Source organism: Vibrio sp. 16 (assembly GCF_963681195.1).
Taxonomy (GTDB): Bacteria; Pseudomonadota; Gammaproteobacteria; order Enterobacterales; family Vibrionaceae; genus Vibrio; species Vibrio sinaloensis_D.
The window spans coordinates 2,732,865-2,759,854 of the sequence record NZ_OY808997.1 but is presented as its reverse complement, the minus strand read 5'-3'; the positions used below and the strand labels follow the sequence as shown (position 1 = coordinate 2,759,854).

The 26,990-nt window shown below is 47.5% G+C and carries 20 protein-coding genes; 18 read left to right on the top strand and 2 right to left on the bottom strand.

The annotated features are described in order from the left end of the window. Nucleotides 1-67 precede the first annotated feature (67 nt). From U9J37_RS12650 to U9J37_RS12580, 15 genes are all read left to right on the top strand, one after another. Nucleotides 68-1,375: an anaerobic C4-dicarboxylate transporter gene (locus tag U9J37_RS12650; protein WP_005471049.1), complete on the top strand. Its 1,308-nt coding sequence runs from the start codon at nucleotides 68-70 to the stop codon at nucleotides 1,373-1,375. Between the two features lie 478 nt (nucleotides 1,376-1,853). After that, nucleotides 1,854-3,302 carry a YfcC family protein gene (locus U9J37_RS12645; RefSeq protein ID WP_005471110.1) on the top strand — a complete coding sequence of 483 codons (1,449 nt, stop codon included), beginning with the start codon at nucleotides 1,854-1,856 and terminating at the stop codon, nucleotides 3,300-3,302. Nucleotides 3,303-4,086: 784 nt separating this feature from the next. Beyond that, the gene (gene arcA / locus U9J37_RS12640; protein WP_005470929.1) at nucleotides 4,087-5,310 is read left to right on the top strand and encodes an arginine deiminase; all 1,224 of its coding nucleotides are present in this window, start codon (nucleotides 4,087-4,089) and stop codon (nucleotides 5,308-5,310) included. 57 nt (nucleotides 5,311-5,367) lie between these two features. Next, the gene (gene arcC / locus U9J37_RS12635; protein ID WP_005471046.1) at nucleotides 5,368-6,279 is read left to right on the top strand and encodes a carbamate kinase; all 912 of its coding nucleotides are present in this window, start codon (nucleotides 5,368-5,370) and stop codon (nucleotides 6,277-6,279) included. A 181-nt stretch (nucleotides 6,280-6,460) separates the two neighbouring features. Then, the gene (locus U9J37_RS12630) at nucleotides 6,461-7,471 is read left to right on the top strand and encodes an ornithine carbamoyltransferase (protein WP_005470961.1); all 1,011 of its coding nucleotides are present in this window, start codon (nucleotides 6,461-6,463) and stop codon (nucleotides 7,469-7,471) included. Between the two features lie 413 nt (nucleotides 7,472-7,884). After that, nucleotides 7,885-8,814 carry an aspartate carbamoyltransferase gene (gene pyrB, locus U9J37_RS12625; protein WP_005470974.1) on the top strand — a complete coding sequence of 310 codons (930 nt, stop codon included), beginning with the start codon at nucleotides 7,885-7,887 and terminating at the stop codon, nucleotides 8,812-8,814. Nucleotides 8,815-8,831: 17 nt separating this feature from the next. After that, on the top strand, nucleotides 8,832-9,296 hold the full coding sequence (pyrI, locus tag U9J37_RS12620; RefSeq protein ID WP_005471151.1) for an aspartate carbamoyltransferase regulatory subunit: 465 nt from the start codon (nucleotides 8,832-8,834) through the stop codon (nucleotides 9,294-9,296). A gap of 292 nt (nucleotides 9,297-9,588) precedes the next feature. Then, nucleotides 9,589-10,077, top strand: a complete 489-nt coding sequence (locus U9J37_RS12615) for an arginine repressor (RefSeq protein WP_005471135.1) — start codon at nucleotides 9,589-9,591, stop codon at nucleotides 10,075-10,077. Nucleotides 10,078-10,208: 131 nt separating this feature from the next. Further along, nucleotides 10,209-12,005, top strand: coding sequence for a protein-disulfide reductase DsbD (locus U9J37_RS12610; protein ID WP_005471109.1), 1,797 nt, complete (start codon nucleotides 10,209-10,211; stop codon nucleotides 12,003-12,005). 284 nt (nucleotides 12,006-12,289) lie between these two features. Then, nucleotides 12,290-12,925: a response regulator transcription factor gene (locus U9J37_RS12605; RefSeq protein WP_005471143.1), complete on the top strand. Its 636-nt coding sequence runs from the start codon at nucleotides 12,290-12,292 to the stop codon at nucleotides 12,923-12,925. 104 nt (nucleotides 12,926-13,029) lie between these two features. After that, nucleotides 13,030-13,659 (top strand): MarC family protein, encoded by a 630-nt coding sequence (locus U9J37_RS12600; protein ID WP_039473089.1) that lies wholly within the window; start codon nucleotides 13,030-13,032, stop codon nucleotides 13,657-13,659. Between the two features lie 217 nt (nucleotides 13,660-13,876). Further along, a complete protein-coding gene (locus tag U9J37_RS12595; RefSeq protein ID WP_005470918.1) occupies nucleotides 13,877-14,140 on the top strand; it encodes a DUF4212 domain-containing protein in 264 nt (87 codons plus the stop codon). A 12-nt stretch (nucleotides 14,141-14,152) separates the two neighbouring features. Continuing rightward, nucleotides 14,153-15,880, top strand: coding sequence for a sodium:solute symporter family protein (locus U9J37_RS12590; RefSeq protein ID WP_005471090.1), 1,728 nt, complete (start codon nucleotides 14,153-14,155; stop codon nucleotides 15,878-15,880). Nucleotides 15,881-15,975: 95 nt separating this feature from the next. Further along, nucleotides 15,976-16,458, top strand: coding sequence for a hypothetical protein (locus tag U9J37_RS12585; protein ID WP_005470962.1), 483 nt, complete (start codon nucleotides 15,976-15,978; stop codon nucleotides 16,456-16,458). Between the two features lie 76 nt (nucleotides 16,459-16,534). After that, nucleotides 16,535-17,188, top strand: a complete 654-nt coding sequence (locus tag U9J37_RS12580; protein ID WP_005471144.1) for an inorganic diphosphatase — start codon at nucleotides 16,535-16,537, stop codon at nucleotides 17,186-17,188. An 83-nt stretch (nucleotides 17,189-17,271) separates the two neighbouring features. Here U9J37_RS12580 and U9J37_RS12575 read toward each other — a convergent pair whose 3' ends face one another. After that, nucleotides 17,272-20,700, bottom strand: coding sequence for a hybrid sensor histidine kinase/response regulator (locus tag U9J37_RS12575; protein ID WP_005470927.1), 3,429 nt, complete (start codon nucleotides 20,698-20,700; stop codon nucleotides 17,272-17,274). Nucleotides 20,701-20,811: 111 nt separating this feature from the next. Continuing rightward, nucleotides 20,812-21,990 (bottom strand): 3-phenylpropionate MFS transporter, encoded by a 1,179-nt coding sequence (locus tag U9J37_RS12570; RefSeq protein WP_005471069.1) that lies wholly within the window; start codon nucleotides 21,988-21,990, stop codon nucleotides 20,812-20,814. Nucleotides 21,991-22,202: 212 nt separating this feature from the next. Here U9J37_RS12570 and U9J37_RS12565 point away from each other — a divergent pair, with 212 nt between their 5' ends. From U9J37_RS12565 to acs, 3 genes are all read left to right on the top strand, one after another. Beyond that, entirely contained in the window at nucleotides 22,203-24,029 is a 1,827-nt protein-coding gene (locus U9J37_RS12565; RefSeq protein ID WP_005470896.1) for a DUF294 nucleotidyltransferase-like domain-containing protein, read from the top strand. An 11-nt stretch (nucleotides 24,030-24,040) separates the two neighbouring features. Next, a complete protein-coding gene (locus U9J37_RS12560; protein ID WP_005470988.1) occupies nucleotides 24,041-24,673 on the top strand; it encodes a 3'-5' exonuclease in 633 nt (210 codons plus the stop codon). A 210-nt stretch (nucleotides 24,674-24,883) separates the two neighbouring features. Then, on the top strand, nucleotides 24,884-26,833 hold the full coding sequence (gene acs / locus U9J37_RS12555; RefSeq protein WP_005470946.1) for an acetate--CoA ligase: 1,950 nt from the start codon (nucleotides 24,884-24,886) through the stop codon (nucleotides 26,831-26,833). Nucleotides 26,834-26,990: the final 157 nt, after the last annotated feature.

Genomic DNA, 26,990 nt, shown 5'->3' with positions numbered 1-26,990 from the left:
AAACATTCAACCGCAGAGCAGAGTGTTTAGATAATTAAAATCAAAATACACTTTATGAGGTAACAATATGGTAGCAGTCGAACTCATCGTCGTTCTGCTCTTCATCTATTTGGGAGCAAGAATTGGTGGTATCGGTATTGGTTTAGCAGGTGGTGCGGGTGTGATAGCCCTATCACTGGTCTTGGGTGTTCCTACTAGCCAAGCGTTTATTCCGATCGATGTCATCTTAATTATCATGTCAGTGATTACCGCAATCGCAGCGATGCAGGTTGCTGGTGGTATGGACTGGTTAGTACAAGTGGCAGAAAACTTTTTGCGTAAGCACCCTGAGCGCATCACCTTTTACGCGCCGATTGTCACTTTCCTAATGACGCTAATGGCAGGCACTGGCCACACTGCGTTTTCAACCTTACCAGTGATCGCAGAAGTTGCGAAAGGCCAAGGCGTACGTCCGTCTCGCCCGCTTTCTATCGCGGTTGTCGCATCACAAATCGCGATTACGGCTTCGCCAATCTCTGCAGCGGTAGTTGCGTTTGCGGCGATGCTTGCGCCAATGGGTGTTGACTACCTAACGCTGCTTGCGGTTTGTATTCCAACCACTTTTGTCGCTTGTATGATTGGTGCGTTTGTAGCGAACTTTATGGGCAGTGAGTTGAAAGATGATCCGATTTATCAAGATCGTCTAGAAAAAGGACTCATCAAGCTATCGACGGAAACAAAACGTGAGATCTTGCCTACGGCGAAGACAGCCACCTACATCTTCCTTGCGGCAATTGGCTTTGTTGTTTGCTACGCAGCCGCCATTTCTAAGTCTGTAGGGCTGATCGTTGACCCTGCACTAGGACGTAACGAAGCCATCATGACGGTAATGTTGGCGGCTGCAGCAGCAATCGTGATGATCACTAAAATTGACGCGGCAAAAATTCCATCGGCTGCAACATTCCGCTCTGGTATGACAGCTTGTGTGTGTGTTCTCGGTGTGGCATGGCTAGGCTCAACGTTCGTTAATGCGCACGTTGACGGCATTAAAGAAGTCGCTGGCGCGCTATTGGCAGACTACCCTTGGATGCTTGCGTTGGTTCTATTCTTTGCATCCATGCTGCTTTACTCACAAGGTGCAACCACTGTCGCGCTCATGCCAGCAGCACTCGCAATCGGTGTTGCCCCGCTGACAGCCGTTGCTTCTTTTGCAGCAGTGAGTGCACTGTTTGTACTGCCAACTTACCCAACGCTGCTTGCCGCGGTTGAGATGGACGACACAGGCTCAACACGCATTGGTAGCTATGTCTTTAACCACCCGTTCTTTATTCCAGGAGTAGTGACGATTGCCTCTGCCGTTGCACTAGGCTTTACGTTCGGCAGTCTATTTATTTAGACTCACCAATGTCTGATAGAGGAGCTTCGGCTCCTCTTTTTTTATTTCATCCTTAGTAAAAAAACCTAGGTCACAAATCAAGTTTGATATTAATCAAAAAAGTTCTCGAAAGTTCTTTGTGCATTTAAATCCGCCGCTTTGAATAAAATTCCCACCTATCTTTTTTTTACTGGTTTACCGCCCCTGACAAAAGGGTTTACATCAATCCTTCGGCATAGAAATCCCTTCTTTCTAACCAATTAACCACATAAAAAAACCACTCATCACACCACCTATTTTTTACTGAATATTTTTGTGAAGATCACCAAAGTTACAGAGTGAATGACATTTTAAAATAACCCACAAGAGCTAATAAGTTCCTAATTAAATAAAAACAAATTTACCAATAACTTATTCCCTAAGTTATTTATTTTTTAAATCTAATAGTCGCTGATTCACTTTTATTTGTGGACACATAAATAAAAGTAAGGAGATCACCATGACAACCCAAACTGTACCTACTGAAGAAAAAAAAGGTGGCTTCTTTGCCAACTTTAAATTCCCTTCCGCCTATACAATTCTTTTCGTACTGATTGCACTGGTTGCTCTACTGACATGGATAGTGCCAGCAGGTCAATATGATCGCGTAATGAATGAAGACTTAGGTCGAGAAGTCCCTGTTACTGGCACCTATCAACCGGTAGACGGTAACCCTCAAGGCGTGATTGACGTACTTCTTGCACCGATTGATGGTTTCTATGACCACAATAGCTACGAAGCTGCGGCGATTGACGTTTCACTATTCATTTTGATCATCGGTGGCTTCCTTGGACTTGTAACCAAAACAGGAGCCATTGATGCGGGTATCGAACGCGTGACCGATCGCTTAAAAGGTCGTGAAGAGTTGATGATACCTATCTTGATGGCACTGTTTGCGGCCGGCGGTACCGTCTATGGTATGGCAGAAGAATCATTGCCTTTCTATACCCTACTTGTTCCCGTCATGATGGCGGCGCGCTTTGACCCTCTAGTTGCTGCAGCTACTGTTTTACTTGGCGCGGGTATTGGTACTCTAGGTTCTACAATCAACCCATTCGCAACCGTTATCGCGGCAAACGCAGCGGGCATTCCATTTACAGATGGCATCGTGCTACGTGTTATCGCTCTGCTAATCGGTTGGGTTATCTGTGTCGCTTACGTGATGCGTTATGCTCGTATGGTTCGCAACGACCCAACAACGTCTGTGGTTTACGATAAATACGAAGAAAACAAAGCTCACTTCCTAGGTAACCAAACTGGCGAGCGCTTAGAATTCACCGGAACTCGCAAGCTTATCCTAAGTATCTTTGGTGCCTCGTTCGCGGTCATGATCTACGGTGTATCGGTTGCAGGTTGGTGGATGGCTGAGATCTCAGCGATGTTCCTAGCATCAACCATCATCATTGGTCTGGTTGCTCGCATGAGCGAAGAAGAGTTTACCAACAGCTTTATTGACGGCGCTCGTGACCTACTGGGTGTGGCGCTAATCATTGGTATCGCACGTGGTATCGTAGTGGTCATGGACCGCGGTATGATCACTGACACGATTCTGTTCTCAGCTGAGCAAATGGTGACAGGTCTATCGTCTGTTGTGTTCATCAACGTAATGTTCTTCCTTGAAGTACTGTTGTCATTCCTAGTGCCTTCAAGCTCAGGTCTGGCGGTATTGACCATGCCAATTATGGCGCCATTGGCTGACTTTGCAGGCGTAGGTCGCGACCTAGTTGTAACGGCGTACCAATCTGCTTCTGGCCTGGTGAACCTAGTGACTCCAACGTCGGCAGTGGTCATGGGTGGCCTTGCGATTGCCCGAGTTCCTTACGTCCGTTACGTAAAATGGGTAGCGCCACTGCTTGCGATTCTAGCTCTGTTCTGCATCGCGATACTCAGTATCGGTGCAATCATCTAACACTGACTTTTCCTTGCCCAGGCTCACAGAACAGCGAGCCTTACTCAAAAGCCGCCTTGTGCGGCTTTTTTTATTTGGCCTAATCACCGGTGCCCGCAAAGTCGAACACATCTTCAATGACGCAAACCCAGCGTTTTTCACGCCTCTCCCTTTACGAATCAACCACCTAACACTAACCCTTCAGCTGGCAGCTAAGCCACGCTAAATAGCGTTGTCATCAAGGTTATAGCGATAACAAATAAAAAGAGTAAATAACAGAACGTTTATATATTAGATATTTTATCTTCATGGCACAGTTTTATTTATTTCAAACAGAAAAATTCTAGGAACTGACAAACTGAGTTTTGTGATCTATGTATAAGTTACCAACAAAACATTTGTTACCAGAGGATTAATTTCGACCTAAAAAACACTTATCTAGAAAGTTTGAGTGCATATTTCTAACCTATTCACTTTTTTATCACGCAATTATTTTTGAATACATTTCCCTTTCTACACCTAACAACAAACCTTGGTGAATATTTCATGCATAAACTTCCTAAAATAATGCGTGATTAGGGTATTCACAGCGAAATAACAAGTGCATAGATATTGTTAAAACCCTTTAAATACGAGGCTTTGAGCATAAAAAATGAATTGTGAGCGATCTCTAAGATTCCTCCCCAGAGAGGCGTAATATTAATTCCAGAACAAATAAGTGAATAAATAAATTCACGCTTCTTTTCCCTACAAATTAAATATTAGCTTTATTTAAAAGCTAATTAAAAATAAGAGAGATACGATCATGAGTAAGTTTTACGTAGGTTCTGAAATCGGTCAATTACGTCGCGTTCTTGTTCACCGCCCTAGACGAGCTCTGACTCACCTAACACCATCTAACTGTCACGATCTGCTATTTGATGACGTGTTGGCAGTAGAGCGTGCAGGTAAAGAACATGACGTATTTACTCAAACTCTACGCGATCAAGGTGTTGAAGTTCTTCTTCTTACTGACCTACTAGCCGATACGCTAGCCGTGCCAGAAGCGAAAGAATGGTTACTAAACCGCCAAGTATCAGACTACCGTTTGGGTAAAACATTCGCCAATGACGTTCGTTGCTACCTAGGTGACCTTCCAAACCTAGAGCTAGCAAAAATTCTAACGGGTGGCCTTTCTTACGCAGAGATGCCAATGAAGTCTTCTTCAATGATGCAAGGCCTACATGCGCCAACAGACTTCATTATTGAACCTCTACCAAACCACCTATTCACTCGCGATACGTCTTGCTGGGTTTACGGCGGTGTATCAATCAACCCAATGGCGAAACCGGCGCGTCAACGCGAAACAAACCATGTTCGCGCAATCTACCGCTGGCACCCAACATTCGCTGGCCAAGACTTCATTAAGTACTTCGGCGATGAAGAGAGCATTAACTACGACAACTCAACTATCGAAGGCGGTGACGTTCTTGTTATCGGTCGTGGCACTGTTCTTATCGGTATGTCTGAGCGTACAACGGCTCAAGGTGTTGAGCACTTGGCATCTAGCCTATTCAAACATGGTCAAGCGAAACAAATCATCGCAATGGAGCTACCAAAACACCGCTCTTGCATGCACTTAGACACAGTAATGACACACATGAACGAAGACACCTTCTCGGTTTACCCAGAAGTGGTTCGCAAAGATGTGAAATGCTGGAGCCTAACTGGCGATGAGTCTGGCGCTGTCAACGTGAAAGAAGAAGGCTACTTCGTTACCGCTATCGAGAAAGCGCTGGGCGTAGACAAGCTAAACCTAATCACAACAGGTGGTGACAACTTCCACGCAGAACGTGAACAGTGGAACGATGCAAACAACGTTCTAACCGTGAAACCAGGCGTTGTTATTGGCTACGAAGGCAACACTTACACCAACGAAAAATACGATAAAGCAGGCATCACAGTTCTACCTATCCCAGGTGATGAGCTAGGTCGTGGTCGCGGCGGCGCTCGCTGCATGAGCTGCCCAATCGAACGTGACGGCATCTAAGTAAGTGATTAAAAGGCGAGAGTTCTGGCTCTCGCCCCCTGCAGAGAGATTTTCAACATGACAAAACAAACAGTTGTTGTAGCACTAGGTGGTAACGCTCTACTTCGTCGCGGTGAGCCATTAGAAGCAGAGGTACAACGCCACAATATCGAAATCGCGGTTAAGACCATTTCTGAAATCGCCCAAGAGTACAACGTGGTACTTGTTCATGGTAACGGCCCACAAGTTGGCTTATTGGCACTGCAAGGTTTGGAATACAAAAAAGTCGCTCCTTACCCACTTGATGTACTAGGCAGCGAAACGCAAGGCATGATCGGTTACATGCTCATGCAAGAGTTCAAAAACCAAATGCCGAACGTCAATGCAACTTGCATGCTAACGCAAATGACCGTGGATCCAAACGACCCAGCATTCGCGGACCCAACGAAGCCAATTGGCCCAATTTACGAAGAAGCCGAAGCGCGTGAACTGGCTGAGAAATACCACTGGACCATCAAGCCAGACGGCAAGCACTTCCGCCGCGTGGTTCCTAGCCCACAACCAACAGGCATCATCGAGCACGAAGCGATCACTGCGCTTATCGAACAAGGCCACTTGGTGATTTGTACTGGCGGCGGCGGCATCCCAGTGAAGCGCGAAAACGGCAAACTGGTGGGTGTTGAAGCGGTAATCGATAAAGACATGTCTGCTGCGTTCCTCGCGAAACAGCTTGATGCGGATGCACTGCTTATCCTGACTGACGCTGATGCTGTTTATCTAGATTGGGGCAAACCAACACAACACGCACTGCGCGGCACAACGCCAACTGAGCTAGCGAAATACGAGTTTGATGCAGGTTCCATGGGACCAAAAATCGAAGCCTCGTGCGAGTTCATCAAGCAAGGCGGAAAAGTGGTCGGTATCGGCTCTTTGGAAGATGGTTTACGCATCCTTCAAGGCACCGCGGGCACCAATATCACGAAAGGCTAAACGAATTATTACCCCATAGCTGGAGCGAGACATCGAGAGGTCGACCCTCGTTGAATCATGACACTCATGCCTCGCTCCCCACTGTGGCAAAACTTAAAGCAACAAACACTATTAATTTCTGCGTTTTCTTACCTCTTTCCCTGCAATAAGAGAGCGCTAAAACCCTAAGAAGGAAAACATCATGGCTTTCAACCTACGCAACCGTAACTTCCTAAAACTACTAGACTTTACTCCACGTGAAATCCAACACTTCTTGGATCTATCAGCGGAGCTGAAAAAAGCGAAATACAACGGCTATGAGCAACCTCGTCTAAAAGGCAAAAACATTGCCCTAATCTTCGAGAAAACATCAACTCGTACACGTTGTGCATTTGAAGTTGCAGCATTTGACCAAGGCGCTCAAGTTTCTTACTTAGGACCATCGGGTTCTCAAATCGGTCACAAAGAGTCAATGAAAGATACAGCACGCGTTCTTGGCCGCATGTATGACGGCATCGAGTACCGTGGTTTCGGTCAAGAAATCGTTGAAGAGCTAGGCGCTTACGCTGGCGTGCCAGTATGGAACGGCCTAACAGACGAATTCCACCCAACTCAAATCCTAGCTGACTTCCTAACTATGATGGAACACGGCCGTGGTAAACAGCTACACGAGATGAAGTTTGCTTACCTAGGTGATGCGCGCAACAACATGGGTAACTCACTCATGGTTGGCGCAGCGAAAATGGGCATGGACATTCGTCTAGTCGCACCAAAAGCATTCTGGCCAGAAGAAGAGCTAGTAGCAACATGTCGCGAAATCGCAGAAGAAACAGGTGCGAAGATCACTCTAACTGAAGACGTTCAAGAAGGCGTTCAAGGCTGTGACTACCTATACACTGACGTATGGGTATCGATGGGCGAAGCGAAAGAAGCATGGGCTGAGCGTATCAACCTAATGATGCCTTACCAAGTCAACATGGACATGCTAAAAGCAACAGGCAACCCACATGTGAAATTCATGCACTGCCTACCAGCATTCCACGGTGAAGACACAACAGTTGGTAAACAGCTTGCGGCGGAATACCCACAACTGAAAGACGGTGTGGAAGTAACAGACGAAGTGGTTGAGTCTAAACACTCTATCGTATTCGACGAAGCAGAAAACCGCATGCACACCATCAAAGCTGTAATGGTTGCTACTCTAGGCGACTAATCTGCAGGGAAATGCGGACGGCAGGATTAGAGTTATCACTCCATGAATAAAGTCCGCATTTTTTTTCACACAGATTGAAACAAAATAGCGACCCAAACGCCTTCAAGCAAGTTCTCACAATGACTGAGAAAACGAAGCGAAAATATGCGAAATTCGCATAAAAATCCAATTTTTGGATACTTTTCGCAAACGCTTGCAAGGCGTTTTTTTGTGCGTATAATCCTCCGCAATTTGTCTAAGGAGTAGCAAAAATGACACAGCCACTGACAACAAATTGTTGTTACCAAACGCGCCCAGAATCGGGATCGTTGTCTGTTTCATTTTCTCCATTGATTCTATTTTAAAGCCTCCTATTTTAGGGGGCTTTTTTTTGTCTGTAATTTACGTTTGATTTGAGACAAGGACACACTGTTATGGCGCATTCATTGTTTAAAAAGCACATCATCTCCATCCCAGAGCTCAGCCGCAAAGAGCTAGAGCTTATCGTCGATACCGCAGCAAGATTAAAGGCAGAACCCAATCCTGAATTGCTGAAAAACAAAGTAGTAGCCAGCTGCTTCTTTGAGCCTTCAACGCGTACTCGCCTATCGTTTGAAACGGCAGTTGAGCGTTTGGGTGGCAGCGTAATCGGTTTTGACAACGGTGGTAACACGTCTCTGGCCAAAAAAGGCGAGACATTGGCGGACTCGGTTCAAGTTATCTCATCGTATGTGGATGCGTTTGTGATGCGTCACCCACAAGAAGGGGCAGCGCGTCTTGCTTCTGAGTTTTCTAATGGCGTGCCGATTGTTAACGGCGGTGACGGAGCAAACCAACACCCGACTCAAACGCTGCTCGACCTGTTCTCTATCCATGAAACGCAAGGCACTTTAGACAACCTCAACGTCGCTTTTGTCGGTGATTTGAAATACGGCCGCACCGTACACTCTCTTACTCAAGCGCTAGCGAAATTCGACAATGTGCGTTTCTTCTTTATCGCACCAGACGCACTGGCCATGCCAGAATACATTTGTGAAGAGCTTGAAGAAGCAGGCATCAAGTTCAGCATGCACAACAACATTGAAGAAGTGGTGCCAGAGCTGGATGTTTTATACATGACTCGCGTACAAAAAGAGCGTTTTGATGAATCTGAGTACGCGCACATGAAGTCTGCGTTCATCTTAACCGCCGCCACTCTTGAAGGCGCGCGCGACAATCTAAAAGTGCTTCACCCTCTACCACGTGTTGACGAGATCACTGTCGATGTCGATAAAACCAAGCATGCTTACTACTTCGAACAAGCAGAAAACGGCGTCTACGCCCGCGAAGCATTACTTGCCCTAGTTCTTAACGAAAACATTTAATCAGCAGGAGAGACATCATGGTGAAAGAAACTCAACTACAAGTAGAAGCAATCCGCAACGGCTCTGTGATTGACCATATTCCTGCGCACGTTGGTATCAAAGTGCTCAAGCTGTTCAAAATGCACAAAGCGAATCAGCGCATAACGATTGGTCTTAACTTGCCATCTTCAGCCTTGGGCGCAAAAGATCTGATCAAGATTGAGAACACCTACTTAACCAAAGAACAAGCAAGTCAACTGGCACTCTACGCACCAAAAGCGACGGTTAATCAAATCGAAGAGTACAAGGTGGTAAGCAAGCTGAACTTAACGCTACCAGATAGCATTGAAAGTGTGTTTGTCTGCCCGAACAGCAACTGTATTTCTCATGGTGAACCGGTAGAAAGCCGCTTTAAAGTTCAACAAAAACAGGAAAACGTGCACCTGAAATGTCACTACTGTGAAAAAGTATTCTCACGCGAAATCATGGCCGAAGCACGTTAAGCTCACTTTTCAAGGGCTACCATCTGTAGCCCTTTGATTCGTTGGATATTTATTCAACCAATAGGATAAATATCCAATCCATTCAGAACAAATCACCAAAAATCAAGATTTTACTTAGTTTTTTATTTGGCGATCCCATTCACAAAGCCGTACTATCTTTGGTGGTAAACTGGCTCCATATTCAACTAAGTCACCACGATAGAGTGACCGCTCAAGCGTTGGGCACAGAAGGGAGAATGGAGTGCCTAAGTTTACATGGACGATTTATCCGTACGTCACCTGAGGAGTTCCCATGAGTGAAACTCTAAACCCTATGAACATCGATTATACCGAAGATAAAACCCTGACAGCGGCTTGTAAGCGCTTGCTACAACAACAGAGTTTTGCCACTCAAAACGAACTGCGTGAAGCCTTAATTAACATTGGTTTCGAAGGCATCAGCCAATCGACTGTGTCACGCTTGTTGTCACAGTTGGGTGTCGTTAAAGTGCAAAATGCGTGTGGCAAAAAAGTCTACTGCATTACGGTAGAGACCGCCCCCGTGCGCGTCGAATCCTCGATATCTTCGCAAATAGAGTTCATTACCCACAACCAAGCCATGGTGGTGGTCAAGACACACCCAGGCAGCGCCCAGTTAGTGGCTCGCTTAGTCGATATTGATCCGCATACCGAGATCCTAGGTACCGTTGGCGGTAACGACACGGTATTGGTGATCCCGAAAGACACCGACAACATCGACGCATGTGAGCGCGTGGTTCGCACTCGACTTGGCGTCGCATAAGATTTCGGGCTAGGCGAAAACCTAGCCCAACATCATCACTGATAGTAATTTTCTTATCGATGAAACTAATTGCCGCCCTTCCCTGTCTTATTGAGTTAAAATAAACCAAATTTTACTCAAGTGACGAATTTATGCGCTTCGCCTTATCACTGCTTATTCTCTGTTTTACGGTCGTTTCTGCACCTGCATTGGCGCTCTTTGGCAATTCCAACTCCAGTCCGAGTTTTGCAAACAACAGCAATACGTTTGTTCCTGTCGATGAAGCCTTTCCGTTTAATTTCTACCAACAAGGTAATCGTGTCTTCCTCGATTGGCAGGTAAAACCCGACTACTACCTGTATCAGCATCGTATTTCCGTCACGGGAGAGAATGTCAATGTCGCCCAGGTTGAGATGCGTGATGGGGAGCCCTACAAAGATGAGTTTTTCGGCGATGTAAACATTTACACCACACCACTTTTTGCTGAAATTAACTTAGCCGATTACCAACCTGGGGCGCGTTTGATTATCCAATATCAAGGCTGCGCAAAAGCGGGGTTTTGTTACCCACCAGAGACACGGGTGATTGATGTCACCAGCTTTGAGTTTGACTCTGCGTCTAATGTCATCCCAGCGCAAAGTGGCACTAAAGCCGACGCCATCAATACTCCAAGCAAAGAGAGCGCACCACAGTCTAAGGAAACAAGTCTAGCAGCCAAACTTAGCGACAGTTGGTGGACACCACTGCTGTTTCTTGCCCTTGGTGTGGGTTTGGCTTTTACGCCTTGTGTCTTGCCTATGTACCCTATTTTAACCAGCATCGTGTTAGGTAGCGGCAAGCTTAGCCACCGACGCGCACTTGGCTTAGCCTTTATTTATGTGCAAGGGATGGCGCTGACCTACACCTTGCTCGGTTTAGTGGTCGCCTCCGCAGGCTTGCAGTTCCAAGCCGCCATGCAGCACCCTTATGTCTTGATTGGCTTGAGCGTATTGTTTGTCGCGCTGGCGCTGTCGATGTTTGGCTTATACACCATTCAGCTGCCAAGTAGTGCACAAACTTGGCTCAACAACCTCAGCAACAAGCAGCAAGGCGGAAGCTCTTGGGGCGTCTTTACTATGGGGGCGATTTCTGGGCTAGTTTGTTCACCTTGCACCACCGCCCCACTGTCGGGCGCACTTCTTTACGTAGCTCAAAGCGGCGATTTGCTCACCGGTGGTGTGGCGCTCTACGCACTTGCGCTCGGGATGGGCATTCCACTTATGTTGGTTGCCGTGTTTGGTAATAAACTGCTACCAAAAGCAGGCAACTGGATGGATCGCGTGAAAACGCTATTTGGGTTCGTGTTACTTGCTGCGCCAATCTTCTTGCTTGAGCGCATCTTGCCGGAAGCATGGGCAACAGGCTTGTGGTCGGCACTGGGTATCGCGGCATTCGGTTGGCTTTACCATATTAAGAACAGTTTAGAGTTTGGCGGTTGGAAGCAGAGTACGGTCGGTATTATTGCCGTTCTGGGCTTGTTTGCGTCCGCCCAACCGGCGCTCAATTATTGGTTTGGCAATCATAGTGAACAGCAAGTGCTGTCGACCATTGAATTTCAGCGAATCAACAATGTCGTCGAGTTGAATCAGCAACTCGCTCTCGCCAAACAAGCGGGTAAACCGGTGATGCTCGACTTCTACGCTGATTGGTGTGTCGCCTGTAAAGAGTTTGAGAAGTACACTTTCCACCAGCCAGATGTTGAAAGCAAGTTGCAAGGTTTTGTTCTCCTTCAAGCAGATGTCACTAAGAACACACCGCAAGATATTGAGCTGCTCAAAGAAATGAACGTGTTAGGCCTACCCACTATCGATTTCTGGGACGCAAACGGAAATGCCGTCAGCAATGCACGCGTCACCGGCTTTATGCGAGCCGAACCTTTCTTAGAGCATTTGGTCACCCATAACCTATAAGCACCATTTATATCGCGCCTTGAAGACTCAAGGCGCGACGACTCATACCATCTCTTTCCAGCCTTACTATCGCTAGATGAGCTTTAGGTTACCCATAAGCCAAACGCCTTATAACCTGCCGCGAACGTTGACGCGGCTATAGTTCCAAAACGCAATTCGCTTATCTATATGCAATTTTTCTAATAAAACCCGATACAGTTCAGACTTTTAGTGCATAAACATTGTCCACATTGCTAAAGGTGACAATAATTCTGTTAACCAAATTGTTATAAGTGCTTAACGTCATGGATTCGACCTACAACATCATCATCGCTGACGATCACCCGCTATTTCGAAATGCGCTGTTTCAATCCGTTCACATGGCGGTCAGCGGCGCGAACTTGCTCGAAGCGGATTCCTTAGATGCTCTGCTTGCCGTACTCGCTCGTGAAGAGGAGCCTGATCTTCTGCTGCTTGATCTCAAGATGCCTGGCGCGAATGGCATGTCTGGCTTAATTCATCTGAGAGCCGAGTACCCAGATCTGCCTATTGTGGTGGTGTCTGCCAGTGAAGAGCCGTCGGTTGTCACCCAAGTGAAAAGCCATGGCGCGTTTGGCTTTATTCCAAAATCAAGTGACATGCGTGAGCTCGTTAGCGCACTAAATCAAGTACTCAATGGTGAACCCTTCTTCCCTGAAGGCTCGATCACCAACAATGCGGCATGCAACGATTTGGCTCAGAAAATTGCCACCTTAACGCCTCAGCAATACAAAGTCCTCGGAATGCTATCTGATGGCCTGCTCAATAAGCAGATTGCGTATGAATTAAATGTCTCAGAGGCGACCATTAAAGCCCATATGACGGCGATATTTAGGAAGTTAGGGGTAAAAAACCGAACTCAAGCTGTCATTCTACTTCAGCAGCTTGAATCTGAAGCTTAACTGACGCCAACCTGACACTTTTTAATAGTAAACTTTGCTAAACTCTCGGAGTCAGGCAACAATCTGATTTACCCCTCTGTTCACTAACTCTGGGAGTACATCTCTTGCTAAGTGTCTTAATCACTCAATTCGTCGTTTTGTGGGCCGTGATTGATCCGGTCGGCTCCGTCCCTGTCTACCTATCACAAACTCATCACTTAACCGCTAAGCAGCGCAGACTTGTTGCGTTAAAAGCGGTGGGCATCGCCACTGGGGTGCTGTTATTTTTCCTTGTCGTGGGTCAGCTTTTACTTGAGGCCATGCAAATCCCTTTACCCGCCTTCCAAGCAGCGGGAGGGCTGGTACTGTTGCTATTTGCACTGACCATGATTTTTGGTGAGTCTAAACCTGAACAAGAGACAAAACTCAGTGAGGAAATCAGCCATTCCGATCTCGCTGATCTAGCGGTTTACCCACTCGCTATTCCATCGATTGCATCACCGGGTGCGATGATGGCGATCGTGATGCTTACTGACAACCATCGCTATTCGCTGATCGACCAAGGGTTGACCGCAGCCGTGATGATTGTGGTGCTACTGATTACGTTGCTTTTACTACTGGGGGCGACTCATATTCAGAAATGGATTGGCAATGTCGGCGCTGCGATTATTAGTCGGGTGATGGGGCTTATTTTGGCCGCGGTGGCCGTGAATAATCTGCTGATGGGAATTAAAGATTTCTATCTCGGTGGATAATTTTCCGCTGAATAGACCAGCAAACATTAGACTTTTGGCTAATTTAACACAACATTAACATCACAGTTTCTTACCAGAACTATTTAAGCGCCTAATTTTTAGGCGTTTTTTGTTTTATACGCCCCGACTAAAGTTGAAAAGAGTTCTTGCCCCACCCTTGCTAATGTAGATATTGAAACATTTTCTTAACAACAAAACCAATCGTAAGGAGGCGGCAATGGCGTTTGAAAGTCAGGATAAAGCCAAAGCCTATTGGGACAAAAACGTAAAACTGATGATCAACCTAATGGTGGTTTGGTTTGTCGTTTCTTTTGGCTGCGGCATCTTATTTGTCGACGTACTTAATCAATTTCAACTAGGTGGTTACAAGCTAGGCTTCTGGTTTGCTCAGCAAGGCTCTATCTATACCTTCCTAGGTATTATTTTCTACTACGCGTGGAAAATGCGCCAAATTGACCGTGAATTCGGCGTAGATGAGTAAGGAGTAACTCAGATGGATTTGAAAACTATCACTTACCTCGTTGTTGGTGCGACCTTTATCCTCTACATCGGTATTGCGATTTGGGCACGTGCTGGTTCAACTAAAGAGTTCTATGTTGCAGGCGGTGGTGTAAACCCTATCGCTAACGGCATGGCAACCGCAGCTGACTGGATGTCTGCAGCATCGTTTATCTCAATGGCAGGTCTGATTGCCTTTATGGGTTACGGCGGCTCTGTATTCCTAATGGGTTGGACAGGCGGTTACGTACTTCTCGCACTACTACTTGCGCCTTACCTACGTAAGTTCGGCAAGTTTACTGTACCAGAGTTCGTAGGTGAGCGTTTCTACTCAAACGCGGCACGTATCGTTGCGGTTGTGTGTCTTATCATCGCATCGGTCACGTACGTTATCGGTCAGATGAAAGGCGTAGGTGTTGCATTCGGTCGTTTCCTAGAAGTGGATTACTCAACGGGTCTTCTGATCGGTATGTGTATCGTATTCATGTACGCAGTAATGGGCGGCATGAAAGGCATTACCTACACGCAGATTGCTCAATATTGCGTACTCATTTTAGCTTACACTATCCCTGCAATCTTTATCTCTCTGCAACTGACGGGTAACCCACTGCCTCAACTTGGCTTGGGTAGTACCATACAAGGCACCGATGTTTATCTACTCGATAGGCTCGACCAAGTGGTGACCGAACTCGGCTTTAGTGAATACACCACGCAAGTCCGTGGCGACACGCTGAACATGTTCGTTTACACCATGTCACTGATGATCGGTACAGCAGGTCTACCACACGTAATTATCCGTTTCTTCACGGTACCTAAGGTACGCGACGCACGTACATCAGCAGGTTGGGCTCTAGTCTTTATCGCTATCCTATACACAACGGCTCCAGCAGTATCTGCAATGGCTCGTCTAAACCTAATGGATACAGTGAATCCAGCGCCAGGTCAGCACCTTGCTTACGATGAGCGTCCAGACTGGTTCAAGAACTGGGAGAAAACAGGTCTACTTGGATTCGAAGATAAGAACGGCGATGGCAACATCCAATACACTTCTAGCGCAGCAACCAACGAGCTAAAAGTTGACCGTGACATAATGGTACTGGCTAACCCTGAGATTGCGAAGCTACCAAACTGGGTAATCGCTCTAGTGGCAGCCGGCGGTCTAGCAGCCGCACTATCAACGGCAGCAGGTTTATTGCTGGCTATCTCGTCCGCGATATCCCATGACTTAATCAAAGGTGTTATTAATCCGAATATATCTGAGAAGAAAGAGCTGCTCGCCAGTCGGATCTCCATGGCGGTGGCGATTGCGGTGGCTGGTTATCTTGGCCTCAACCCACCAGGCTTTGCAGCAGGTACGGTAGCACTGGCCTTTGGTCTCGCCGCATCGTCCATCTTCCCGGCACTGATGATGGGTATCTTCAGTAAAGGCATCAACAAAGAAGGTGCGATCGCCGGTATGATTGCAGGTATCAGTATCACTCTGTTCTACGTATTCCAGCACAAAGGCATTCTCTTCATCGCCGATTGGAAATACCTAGAAAGCTGGGGCAGCAACTGGTTCCTAGGCATCGAACCAAACGCATTTGGTGCAATTGGCGCAGTGTTTAACTTCATCGTAGCGTTCGCAGTATCGAAAGTGACTGCAGAAACACCACAAGAAGTGAAAGACTTAGTTGAGCACGTACGTGTACCTGCAGGTGCTGGCGACGCTGTTGATCACTAATAACAATACCTAAACCACAAAAGCCCCTATTGGGGCTTTTTTATTCCAAATTTTGCGTTACCGTATTCGAAGTCTGTTGTAGCAAGGAAGCCAAGATGTTCAAAAATAAGCACTTTATAGTCGCTCTATTAGTCGCCCCAATTCTATCGATCATCGCCTATTTCGGTGCTGATATGGCGGTCAGTGAGAAACCTCACGCAGCCAAAGAAGGGCAAAGCTATAAGTTGATTGCCAAATCCAACTGCCGATATACCAGCGGTCTTTGCGGAATGGAAAATGGTGAATTTAAAGTGCAGTTTCGTTCAGAAAAGCTCACCCAATCTGAGCTACAGCTCTCATTGAAGTCTCAATTTCCACTCGAGGGCATCAAACTCTCATTGGTCGACAGCCAAGATCAAACAGGTCAACCTATCGATATGGTTTCAGCCGATCAAGCAGGTCAAAACTGGTACATTACGTTACCCAAACCTGCCTCAGCGGAAAGTTGGCTCCGCGTCGCGATTCAAGCCGAAGGCACGCTCTACTATGGCGAAACTCAAACCGCCTTTGTGAAATACGAGACCTTATTTACTGAATAACGAACTCTCGTTGAGTTAATAAAATTGAAATAGTCCTGACGTAGATTTACGTACACTCTATGAAAAGGACTATTCAATGAAAAAACGACTTCTTTCTTTTTTGCTTATTGCATCTTCCCCCGTACTAGCGGCAGATAACTACACCGTTACTCAAACTGACACTTACACCCTGACTTCAAACGTCGATCTCATGTCCATTCCGGCAATCAATTCTGGCGGTACGATCAATGCCATTATCGAGATTCCAACGGGTACAAACCAGAAGTGGGAAATAAACAAAGACGACACCTCACAAGTGATTTGGGAATTCAAAAAGGGCAAACCACGTATTGTCAATTACCTTGGCTACCCAGCAAACTACGGTGCGATTCCAAGCACCGCACTCCCGAAGGAACTTGGCGGAGATGGAGATCCACTTGATGTCATCGTCTTGGGTCACTCTTTACCACGAGGCTCTATCGCCGAAGTTCGATTAATCGGCGTACTAAAGATGCTGGATGATGGCGAACAAGACGACAAACTACTTGCTGTCATGACTGAAGGTTCTCCACTATCCGATATCACGTCGGTTTCGCAATTGGATAGCGAGTTTAATGGTGTATCTAAAATTGTCGGTACTTGGTTTAGCAACTACAAAGGCAAAGACGGCGGTATGGTTCTGCAGGGGATAGAAGACGCTGGTGTAGCGAATGAAGTGTTGAGCCAAGCCGTAAAGAACTATAAGGGCTAACCCAAAGCGTTAAAGCGCCCACACAATGGCGGGCGCTTTCATCTGCTGCACCGGCACTTATCATTCTAGAACCGAAACCAGCCTTAGACTCGATTCAATATTGCTCTTAGTTTTAACGGTTTCACTGGTTTGGGTATAAAGGCAAACCCATTCGACTTAATGCCATCCATCATGTCGTTGGTACGGTCAGCACTGATGATCACACCTTCAAAGCTGTCTCCCAGACGCAATCGGCACTGCTGTAATACCTCAAGGCCTGTTCGACCATTGTCGAGTCGATAGTCCGACAAAATCACATCAGGAAGCCAATTGTCTTCGATCGATTTCAAGCTCGTTACAATGTCTGTCGCAGTGCGTACGTCACAGCCCCAACGCGCGAGCAGATTCTCCATCCCGACCAAGATGTCCGTTTCATTATCCACACACAGCACTTTCAAGTGACTTAAGTCAGAAACGGGGGCCGCAGGTTGCGCTTGCGGTTGGACGAGCGCCTCCAATCCTCGTTTTAAGGTAATGGAAAAAACACTGCCTTGCCCCGGCCATGAGCGCATTGAAATCTGATGGCCGAGAACATGCGCGATGCCCTTAGATATCGCTAAACCTAAGCCCAACCCTTGATCGGATCGCACTTGGCTACCGCGTGTAAACTCTTCAAAGATCTCTTGCTGCTTCTCTTCCTCAATGCCCGTACCGTTGTCCCAAACCTCAATCCGAGCTTGGCCATCGACGCGACGTACGCCAAGCACCACCTTACCCTTTGGATTATACCGAAACGCATTGGTTAAGAAGTTTTGCACCACGCGACGCAGCAGTTTCGGGTCTGACTGAACGATCAACTGGCTCGGAACCATTTCGAAATCAATCCCCTGCTGCTTAGCGAGCGCACTAAATTCCGCATTGAGGTTAGCCAGCACATCATTGATCGCAAAGGCATGCACGTTAACATCTAGCTTCCCAGATTCAAGACGTGAAATATCCAGCAAGTCACCAATCAAATCTTCCGCCGCACCTAACGCACTCTCTATGTGTTGCGAGAGTTTCTTGGTCTCTTCTTCTTGCGCCACTTCCGACAAAGACGATGCAAATAAACGCGCAGCATTGAGCGGCTGCATTAAGTCGTGACTCACCGCAGCCAAAAAGCGAGACTTCGATTGAGACTCTAACTCTGAACGTTGCGTCGCAGCAACAAGCTGTTTATTGAGATTTTCCAGTTCTTGAGTCCGCTTGTGTACACGCTCCTCCAAGGATTCATTGGCTTCTTTTAGAGCCTGCTCTGCATCTCTAAATACAGTGATATCAGTAAAGCTCATTACGAATCCACCACCAGGCATCGGATTACCTTGCACTTCAATCACTCGCCCATCAGGACGAATACGTGATGAGGTATGACGCGTGCCTTGCTCCAAGTGATACACGCGGCGGCGCACATGCTCTTCCGGATCGCCCGGACCACAGAGCCCTTGTTGTGCATTGTGTCGAATCACATCCGCAATCGGCCGACCAACCTGAATCAATCCCGTCGGAAAGGTAAATAGCTCCAAATAACGCTGGTTCCAAGCCACCAGCCTGAGCTGCTTATCAACCACCGCAATGCCTTGGCCAATGTGTTCAATCGCCCCTTGCAGTAACCCACGACTAAAGTCATACAGCTCAGAGGCTTCATCGACAATGGTTGCGACCTCTTCCAACTGCATATTGCGCCCTTGCAAAGCGGACGTAAGTACCAATTTTGCTGACGAGGCGCCAAATACGCCTGCCAACACTCGCTCTGTATGGCGAATGAGGGTGGAAGGCGCTTGTTGATTCGGCAACATGGTTTCATGCTGCTGCATCCAATATTGCTTGAAGGCATTGCGCACCCGCTGCCTGCCCACAAAACGAGACGCAAGCATCTCCAATTCGCCGACCGTAACTCGGCTTTGGTAGAGACTCATGTTTTCACTTTCCGGCAGCGGTGTACCGACAAAGGAGGCAGACTGCAGTCGCTCACTCAAACTTGAGCGAGTAACCAAAGAGACCAACACATAGCTGATCGCGTTGATGGTCACACTGAGCACAATGCCCCAATCGGAGCTTTTTATTCCGGCGTTTTCTAATAGATCGGGTGGTGTCACGACCCACAATAAGAAGTTGCTGCTGGCATCACCGGCTAGCATGTCGGTTTGGCTCATTAGGGTAATCAACCAGATGGTAAACCCTAATCCAAGCCCAACGTAGGCGCCTTTTCGGTTGCCCTGACGCCAATACATCCCGCCGAGGATGGCTGGCGCAAACTGGGTAATGGCAGCAAAAGAGAGAAAGCCAATCGCAGACAAGGAGTGAATATTGCCCAAAGCTTGATAAAAGCCCCACGCGCCGAGCAACAAGAGTAAAATCAAAGCGCGACGAATCACCAGCAACAAGCCTGAGAAATGACGATGATTGCGCTGCGACAATCGCATTCTGCGCAGTAACAGAGGCATTACCAAATCGTTCGACACCATAATCGCTAGCGCAATGGTTGATACGATCACCATACCACTCGCCGCTGATGTCCCGCCCAAGAAGGCGAGTAAGGCAATGTCTTGAGCCCCCACAGCCATCGGTAAACTGATCACATAAGTGTCGGCACTGACGCCAGAAAGCATGCTCTGCCCCACCCAAGCAATAGGAAGAACGAACAGCCCCATCAACACCAAATAAGCAGGGAACAACCAACGTGCTGTATGCAGGTCTTGCGCTCGTTCATTCTCCACCACCATAGTATGAAATTGACGCGGCAAACAGACGATCGCCATCATGGTCAGCAAGGTGTGAATTACCAAGGTTGGGATGTTAGGGGATTGATAGGTTTGCGAGGCGATGTCGAGCAATTCTATGTCACTGCGATTGAGCGCAAGATAGAGAATAAAGCAGCCCACCACTAAGAAGGCGACTAACTTAAGCAAAGATTCAAATGCGATGGCCATCATCATGCCGCGATGATGCTCGGTGTTATCAATATGACGAGTACCAAACAGCATAGTGAAGATGGCTAATGCGGCGACAACAAACCAAGAGACATCAAACCCTTGCCCGGAAACATTGTCCGCGAGATCTGGCGCGATGATCTCAAGCCCCATGGTAATGCCGCGTAACTGAAGGGCGATGTACGGCAAGATACCCGCGACCGCAATTAAGGTGACGACCACCGCTAACCCTTGCGACTTACCATAGCGGGCAGCAATAAAGTCGGCGATTGAGGTAATGTGTTCGCGTTTTGCGGTGATGATCAAACGCGCAAGTATTCGCCATCCGAGGGTAAACACAATAATCGGGGCGATATAAATGGGCAGAAAAGACCAAGGGTTATTACTCGCTTGCCCGACCGTGCCATAGAAGGTCCAAGAAGTACAATAAACCGCAATCGACAAGCTATAAATCCATGGTCGCCATTTTGCCAACCACTTCGTCTGCTTGTCACCGTACCAGGCAATGAGAAACAATAGCCCTAGATACAGCAGCGACACTAAGATCACCAACCAACCTTGCATCAGATATCCTTATCGAATCGTCGATTCTCTTTTTATCATCAATAAAAAAGCCCTCCATCATGGAGAGCCTTCATTTAACTAAGGATATCTACTGAACTCAATCAGACAGGGTTAATTCTGTGGTTCAGGCTCCATAACCTTGCGTGGCGATTTCACCTTAGGTTCAACACGAATAAACAACGCCAGTACACCCATTGCAGCCATCGCCCAGAAGACATTCGCCCCCCAATGCTCGTAACCCCAACCACTTAGCGTCGTCATTAACGCAATAAAGGCGCCCAAAGGAATCGCGTTATACAGCGCCTGCAACGCCACCATTTTGCGTGGCTCTGAATCTTGGATGTATTGGATGGCGGCAATGTGGCCAATCGCAAACGTCACGCCATGCAACAGCTGGATCAACACCAGCGCCAACAGTATCGTCGTTGATGCCGTTAAGCCCCAACGCACAATAACGCCAATAGCGGCCACCACAAACAACGCACGCAGTGTCCACCCTGCGAACAAACGCTTACTCAGTGCGAAGATTGCCACTTCAGAGACCACACCTAGGCTCCACAAGTAGCCGATAATATCTTCCGAGTAGCCCGCTTCTTTCCAATAAATGGAACTGAAACTGTAATACGCCGCGTGACTGCCTTGAATCAATGCGACCAAGACAAGAAACTTGACGACCGGCCCTTCACGAAGCAAGTCCATCAACTTGGGTCTTTCAGTATGTTCTTCAACTTCCGTTACGGGCATTGGGTTGATGCGACGCATCGAGAAGATAAGCGCCGCTGCTATCCCCGCCAATGCGGTAAACAGAATCATATCGCTGCCATATTGAGCCACTAAAAAGCCCACCACGGTCGACCCTGCAATAAACGCAATCGAGCCCCACAAACGAGTGCGACCATAATCAAGCATCTTCAAGCGAGAGTAGTAATTCGCCATCGCATCGGACAGCGGGACAACCGGACCACAGCAGAGATTAAATAGCACCGTCGCCAGCGCCATCATCCAGAAGCTGCCGCCAGTGAAGAAATGGAATGCAATAAAGAGTAACGAGGCAAAACTTAACCAACGTAATGCTGGCATTAAATGTTCGACTTTATGAAGTCGCGGCGTCAACACTAAGTTAGCGACGCAGCGGGTCGCGAAACCAATACCAACCAAAAGACCAATATCGGTCGGAGAGACGCCCTGCTCTTCAAACCACAAGGCCCAAAACGGCAAATAGACACCATACGCAAAGAAAAAACCAACAAAATACTGGGATATCCAGCCGTAGGGGGTAGGGGTCAGCATCGTTACCTCGGATTGCTAAAGAACAGAAACCCTATTATCCACGTTGTTACCCCAGTTAAAAGGGAAGATTATTCCCATTACCTTTTCCCTTATTGTCCAACTGGCTAGCCCTGAAAAACAGCGTTTAACCCAATTCGACCAAAGTCGTCTGGCGAATCCAACCAGATCAGGCACACTTACTCTATGGTCTCTTGCACACTTGTAGGTCGCTCATGCCAGACAAATTTAACATGCAATCCCCACCGTTTGATCGCTTAGATGAGAAACAACAAACCTCACTGCGCGCCTCACTAGATGTGGCTTACTTTCGCGAAAAAGAGGTCATTTTGAAGGCCAACAGTGACAGTCAGCATCTCTATATATTGATCAAAGGGGCGGTTGAAGAGCAAAGCGAGGATGGCCAAGAGATCTTTGCTCACTACGCGAATGACGACTTATTTGATGTGCGCGCCTTATTTGAGGGGCAAGCCAAGCATCATTATGTCGCCCTTGAAGATACCCTCGTCTACTTGTTACCTAAGTCGGTTTTTCTTGAGCTCTATAATGAAAACGGCCAATTTGCTGCCTACTTCGATACCAACCTCGCCAAACGGCAAGAACTGATTGAAGCGGCACAACAGCAACAAAACTTAGCCGAGTTTATCCTGACCAAAGTCGACCGTGGCATTTACCACCCACCAATGATTTTGCAGCCAGAACAACCATTGAATGAAGTCACCAAAACCTTAAAAGAGAACGGCTTGGACTCCGCATTGGTCAGACTGCATGACGACGACATTCGCTTATTGGATGACCCACACAATCTGCCTTATGGCATCGTCACACGCACTAACATGCTGCATGCGGTGATGCTCGATGAGCATCCGTTAGATACCCCCGTTGGGCGCATTGCCACTTTCCCTGTGGTGCACATCGACGACGGTGACTTTCTCTTCAACGCCATGATCAAAATGACGCGAAATCGCATGAAGCGAGTCATGGTCGCTGACGGCAAAGAAGCGGTGGGCATGTTGGACATGACGCAAATATTGAGTGCGTTCTCAACCCACTCCCATGTCCTGACGTTGAGTATCGCTCGCTCATCCAGCGTAGAAGAGTTGGCGATGGCCTCAAACCGCCAACGTCAATTGGTCGATAGCCTATTAAGCAACGGCATCCGCACCCGATTTATCATGGAGCTTATCTCTGCGGTCAATGAGCAAATCATCGAAAAAGCCTTTGAACTGATTGTTCCTCCTGCCCTTCACGACCACTGTTGTTTGGTCGTTCTAGGCTCAGAAGGGCGTGGAGAACAAATCCTAAAAACCGATCAAGACAACGCTCTAATCATCAAAGATGGTTTGCATTGGCACCAATGTGAAAAGGTGATGGATCAACTGACGCACACACTGCAACAGCTAGGCTACCCACTCTGCCCCGGCAACGTCATGGTCAACAACCCCAAATGGGTCAAGAGCCAAACGGATTGGAAAAAAGTGCTCACCAAGTGGTCCAAACCCACCTCATCTGAGCAGGTGATGGATCTGGCGATCTTTACCGATGCTCACGCCGTCGCGGGGAACAAAGAGCTGCTTACCCCAGTAAGACACCACCTTCGAGAATTGATGCTTAACAATATGTTGGCACTGCAAGACTTCTGTCGACCAGCGTTGCAATTCTCTTTGCCCCTCACTCTGTTTGGCAACGTAAAAAAGGACAAGCAAGGGGTCGATTTAAAAAGTGGCGGCATTTTTCCTATCGTCCACGGCGTGCGCACGTTGGCTCTCGAATACGGCATCGAAGAGAGCAATACCTTTGATCGTATTGAAGCATTGCGACACAAACGCATTCTCGAACATGATACCGCCGATAACCTTAACGAAGCGCTCAAGTTGTTTTTTAAATTACGTCTTGGTCAGCAGCTGGCCAATCAACACAGCAGTAATCGAATCGATTTAACACAGCTTGAACGCACCGAGCGCGATCTGCTGCGTCATAGTTTTCACGTGGTTAAGAAGTTCAAGCAGTTTCTTGGCTATCATTATCAGATACGGGATTAAGGGAGGCCGCGATGAACTGGCTTCAGCGTCGTTATTGGTATCTCAAGTTGAAAGGCTCGCCCTATCGCCCGCTGTTTGGCACGCTACAAAAAGGCGAGTATGTATCGTTAGACTGCGAAACCACTAGCTTAGATCCCAATCGAGCTGAGTTGGTGACCATTGCTGCCACCAAGATTATTGATAACCGCATCATAACCAGCCGCCCCTTTGAAGTGAGGCTACGAGCGCCTCAATCGTTGGACTCTAGCTCAGTCAAGATTCATCAAATGCGCCATCAAGATTTGGTCGATGGGCTCGATGAAAAGCAGGCTCTGATTAAATTACTCGAGTTTGTTGGCAATCGCCCTTTAGTGGGCTATCACATCCGTTATGATAAAAAAATTCTCGATTTAGCCTGTCGCCGCCACCTTGGGTTTCCCCTCCCCAACCCGCTGATTGAAGTGAGCCAGATTTATCACGACAAACTCGAACGCCATTTACCCAATGCGTATTTTGACTTGAGTCTGGATGCCATTTGCAAGCACCTGGACTTACCAATACAGGATAAACATGACGCTCTGCAAGACGCGATTTCCGCAGCCTTGGTCTTTGTTCGCTTAACAAAAGGTGATCTTCCTAGCCTAAATTTGCCTTACGTCAGATAAATTATCATACGACCGAGTTCTCAATTTGCGTTTTAATTCCTTAATTTTTAAGCATAAGTCTCTCTCTCATCCTAAAGTCTAATTGTCGAATCTCAGCCTGTGATTGAAAGTTATAGCCATAGGGAATTTACAACGTCAGGGTCGAGTGACCTTATCGTTTAAAACGGACACTTGCTCGATTCAAATGAATTAAGCACAAGGAGAAAAGCAATGAGTGAAGCCCATATCTATCCGGTAAAAGAAAACATCAAAAAAAATACCCACGCGGATAACGATACTTACCAAGCTATGTACCAACAATCGGTCACTGATCCTGTCGGCTTCTGGAGCGAGCACGGAAAAATCGTCGATTGGATGAAGCCTTTCACCAAAGTAAAGAATACCTCTTTCGACACAGGCCACGTTGATATCCGCTGGTTTGAAGATGGCACACTCAATGTTTCTGCTAACTGTATTGACCGCCACCTAGCCGAGCGGGGTGATGACGTTGCCATCATTTGGGAAGGTGACGATCCAAGTGATGACAGCACACTCACTTTCAAAGAACTGCACAAAGAAGTGTGTCAGTTTGCTAACGCACTGAAAGAGCAAGGCGTTCGCAAAGGAGACGTGGTGTGTCTTTACATGCCAATGGTAACTGAAGCTGCCGTTGCCATGCTTGCTTGTACTCGAATCGGCGCAGTCCACACTGTGGTATTTGGTGGTTTCTCTCCGGAAGCCCTGTCAGGCCGTATCATCGATTCAGATGCGAAAGTCGTCATCACCGCAGACGAAGGCGTTCGTGGTGGTCGCGCGGTACCACTGAAGAAAAACGTTGATGAAGCACTGACTAACCCAGAAGTGAAGACCATCGAAAAAGTGATCGTAATGAAGCGCACCGGTGGTGACATCGACTGGCACGAACACCGTGATGTTTGGTGGCATGAAGCGACAGCAAACGTCTCTTCAGACTGCCCACCAGAAGAGATGAAAGCCGAAGACCCGCTATTTATCCTTTACACGTCAGGCTCAACAGGCAAACCAAAAGGCGTACTTCACACCACAGGCGGCTACCTAGTGTATGCAGCAATGACGTTCAAATACGTCTTTGACTACCAACCAGGGGAAACCTTCTGGTGTACTGCAGATGTGGGTTGGATTACTGGCCACACTTACCTAATCTACGGTCCATTGGCAAACGGCGCGAAGACCATTCTATTTGAAGGTGTGCCAAACTACCCAAGCACCAACCGTATGAGCCAAGTGGTCGACAAGCACCAAGTGAATATCCTTTACACAGCGCCAACCGCTATTCGTGCATTAATGGCGAAAGGTAACGAAGCAGTGGAAGGCACCTCTCGTAGCAGCCTACGTATCATGGGCTCAGTGGGCGAACCGATTAACCCAGAAGCGTGGGAGTGGTACTACAAGACCATCGGTAATGAAAACTCTCCAATCGTTGACACTTGGTGGCAAACCGAAACTGGCGGCATCCTAATCGCCCCACTTCCAGGTGCGACGGATCTAAAACCAGGTTCGGCAACGCGTCCATTCTTCGGTGTTCAGCCAGCGCTTGTTGATAACATGGGTAACATCATTGAAGGCGCAACAGACGGCAACCTAGTGATTCTAGATTCATGGCCAGGTCAAATGCGTACGGTTTACGGTGACCATGACCGCTTTGAACAAACTTACTTCTCTACCTTTAAAGGCATGTACTTCACCAGTGATGGCGCTCGACGTGATGAAGATGGTTACTACTGGATCACAGGCCGTGTTGATGACGTTCTAAACGTATCGGGCCACCGCATGGGTACTGCTGAAATCGAATCAGCACTGGTTGCACACGATAAGATTGCCGAAGCTGCGATTGTCGGTATCCCACACGATATCAAAGGTCAGGCTATCTACGCTTACATCACGCTTAATGATGGTGAATTTCCAAGCGCAGAACTGCACGCAGAAGTGAAAAACTGGGTACGTAAAGAGATTGGCCCAATCGCAACGCCAGACGTGCTGCACTGGACGGACTCTCTACCGAAGACGCGTTCAGGTAAAATCATGCGTCGTATTCTGCGTAAGATTGCGACGGGCGATACCAGTAACTTAGGAGATACCTCAACGCTCGCCGATCCAAGCGTGGTTGATAAACTCATCGCAGAGAAAGCAGAGCTGGTATAAGCCAAACCTGTTTAAAACACCTACCAAAACCCAAAGTCGCCGCTTATGTGGCGACTTTTTTGTTTGTTGGAGCACAAAATCGCCCTAGGAAATGGCTCGAATATGACCAATTTTGTTACCTTGGTTGCAAAATCGCCCCGCACCTCTGGCTGATTAG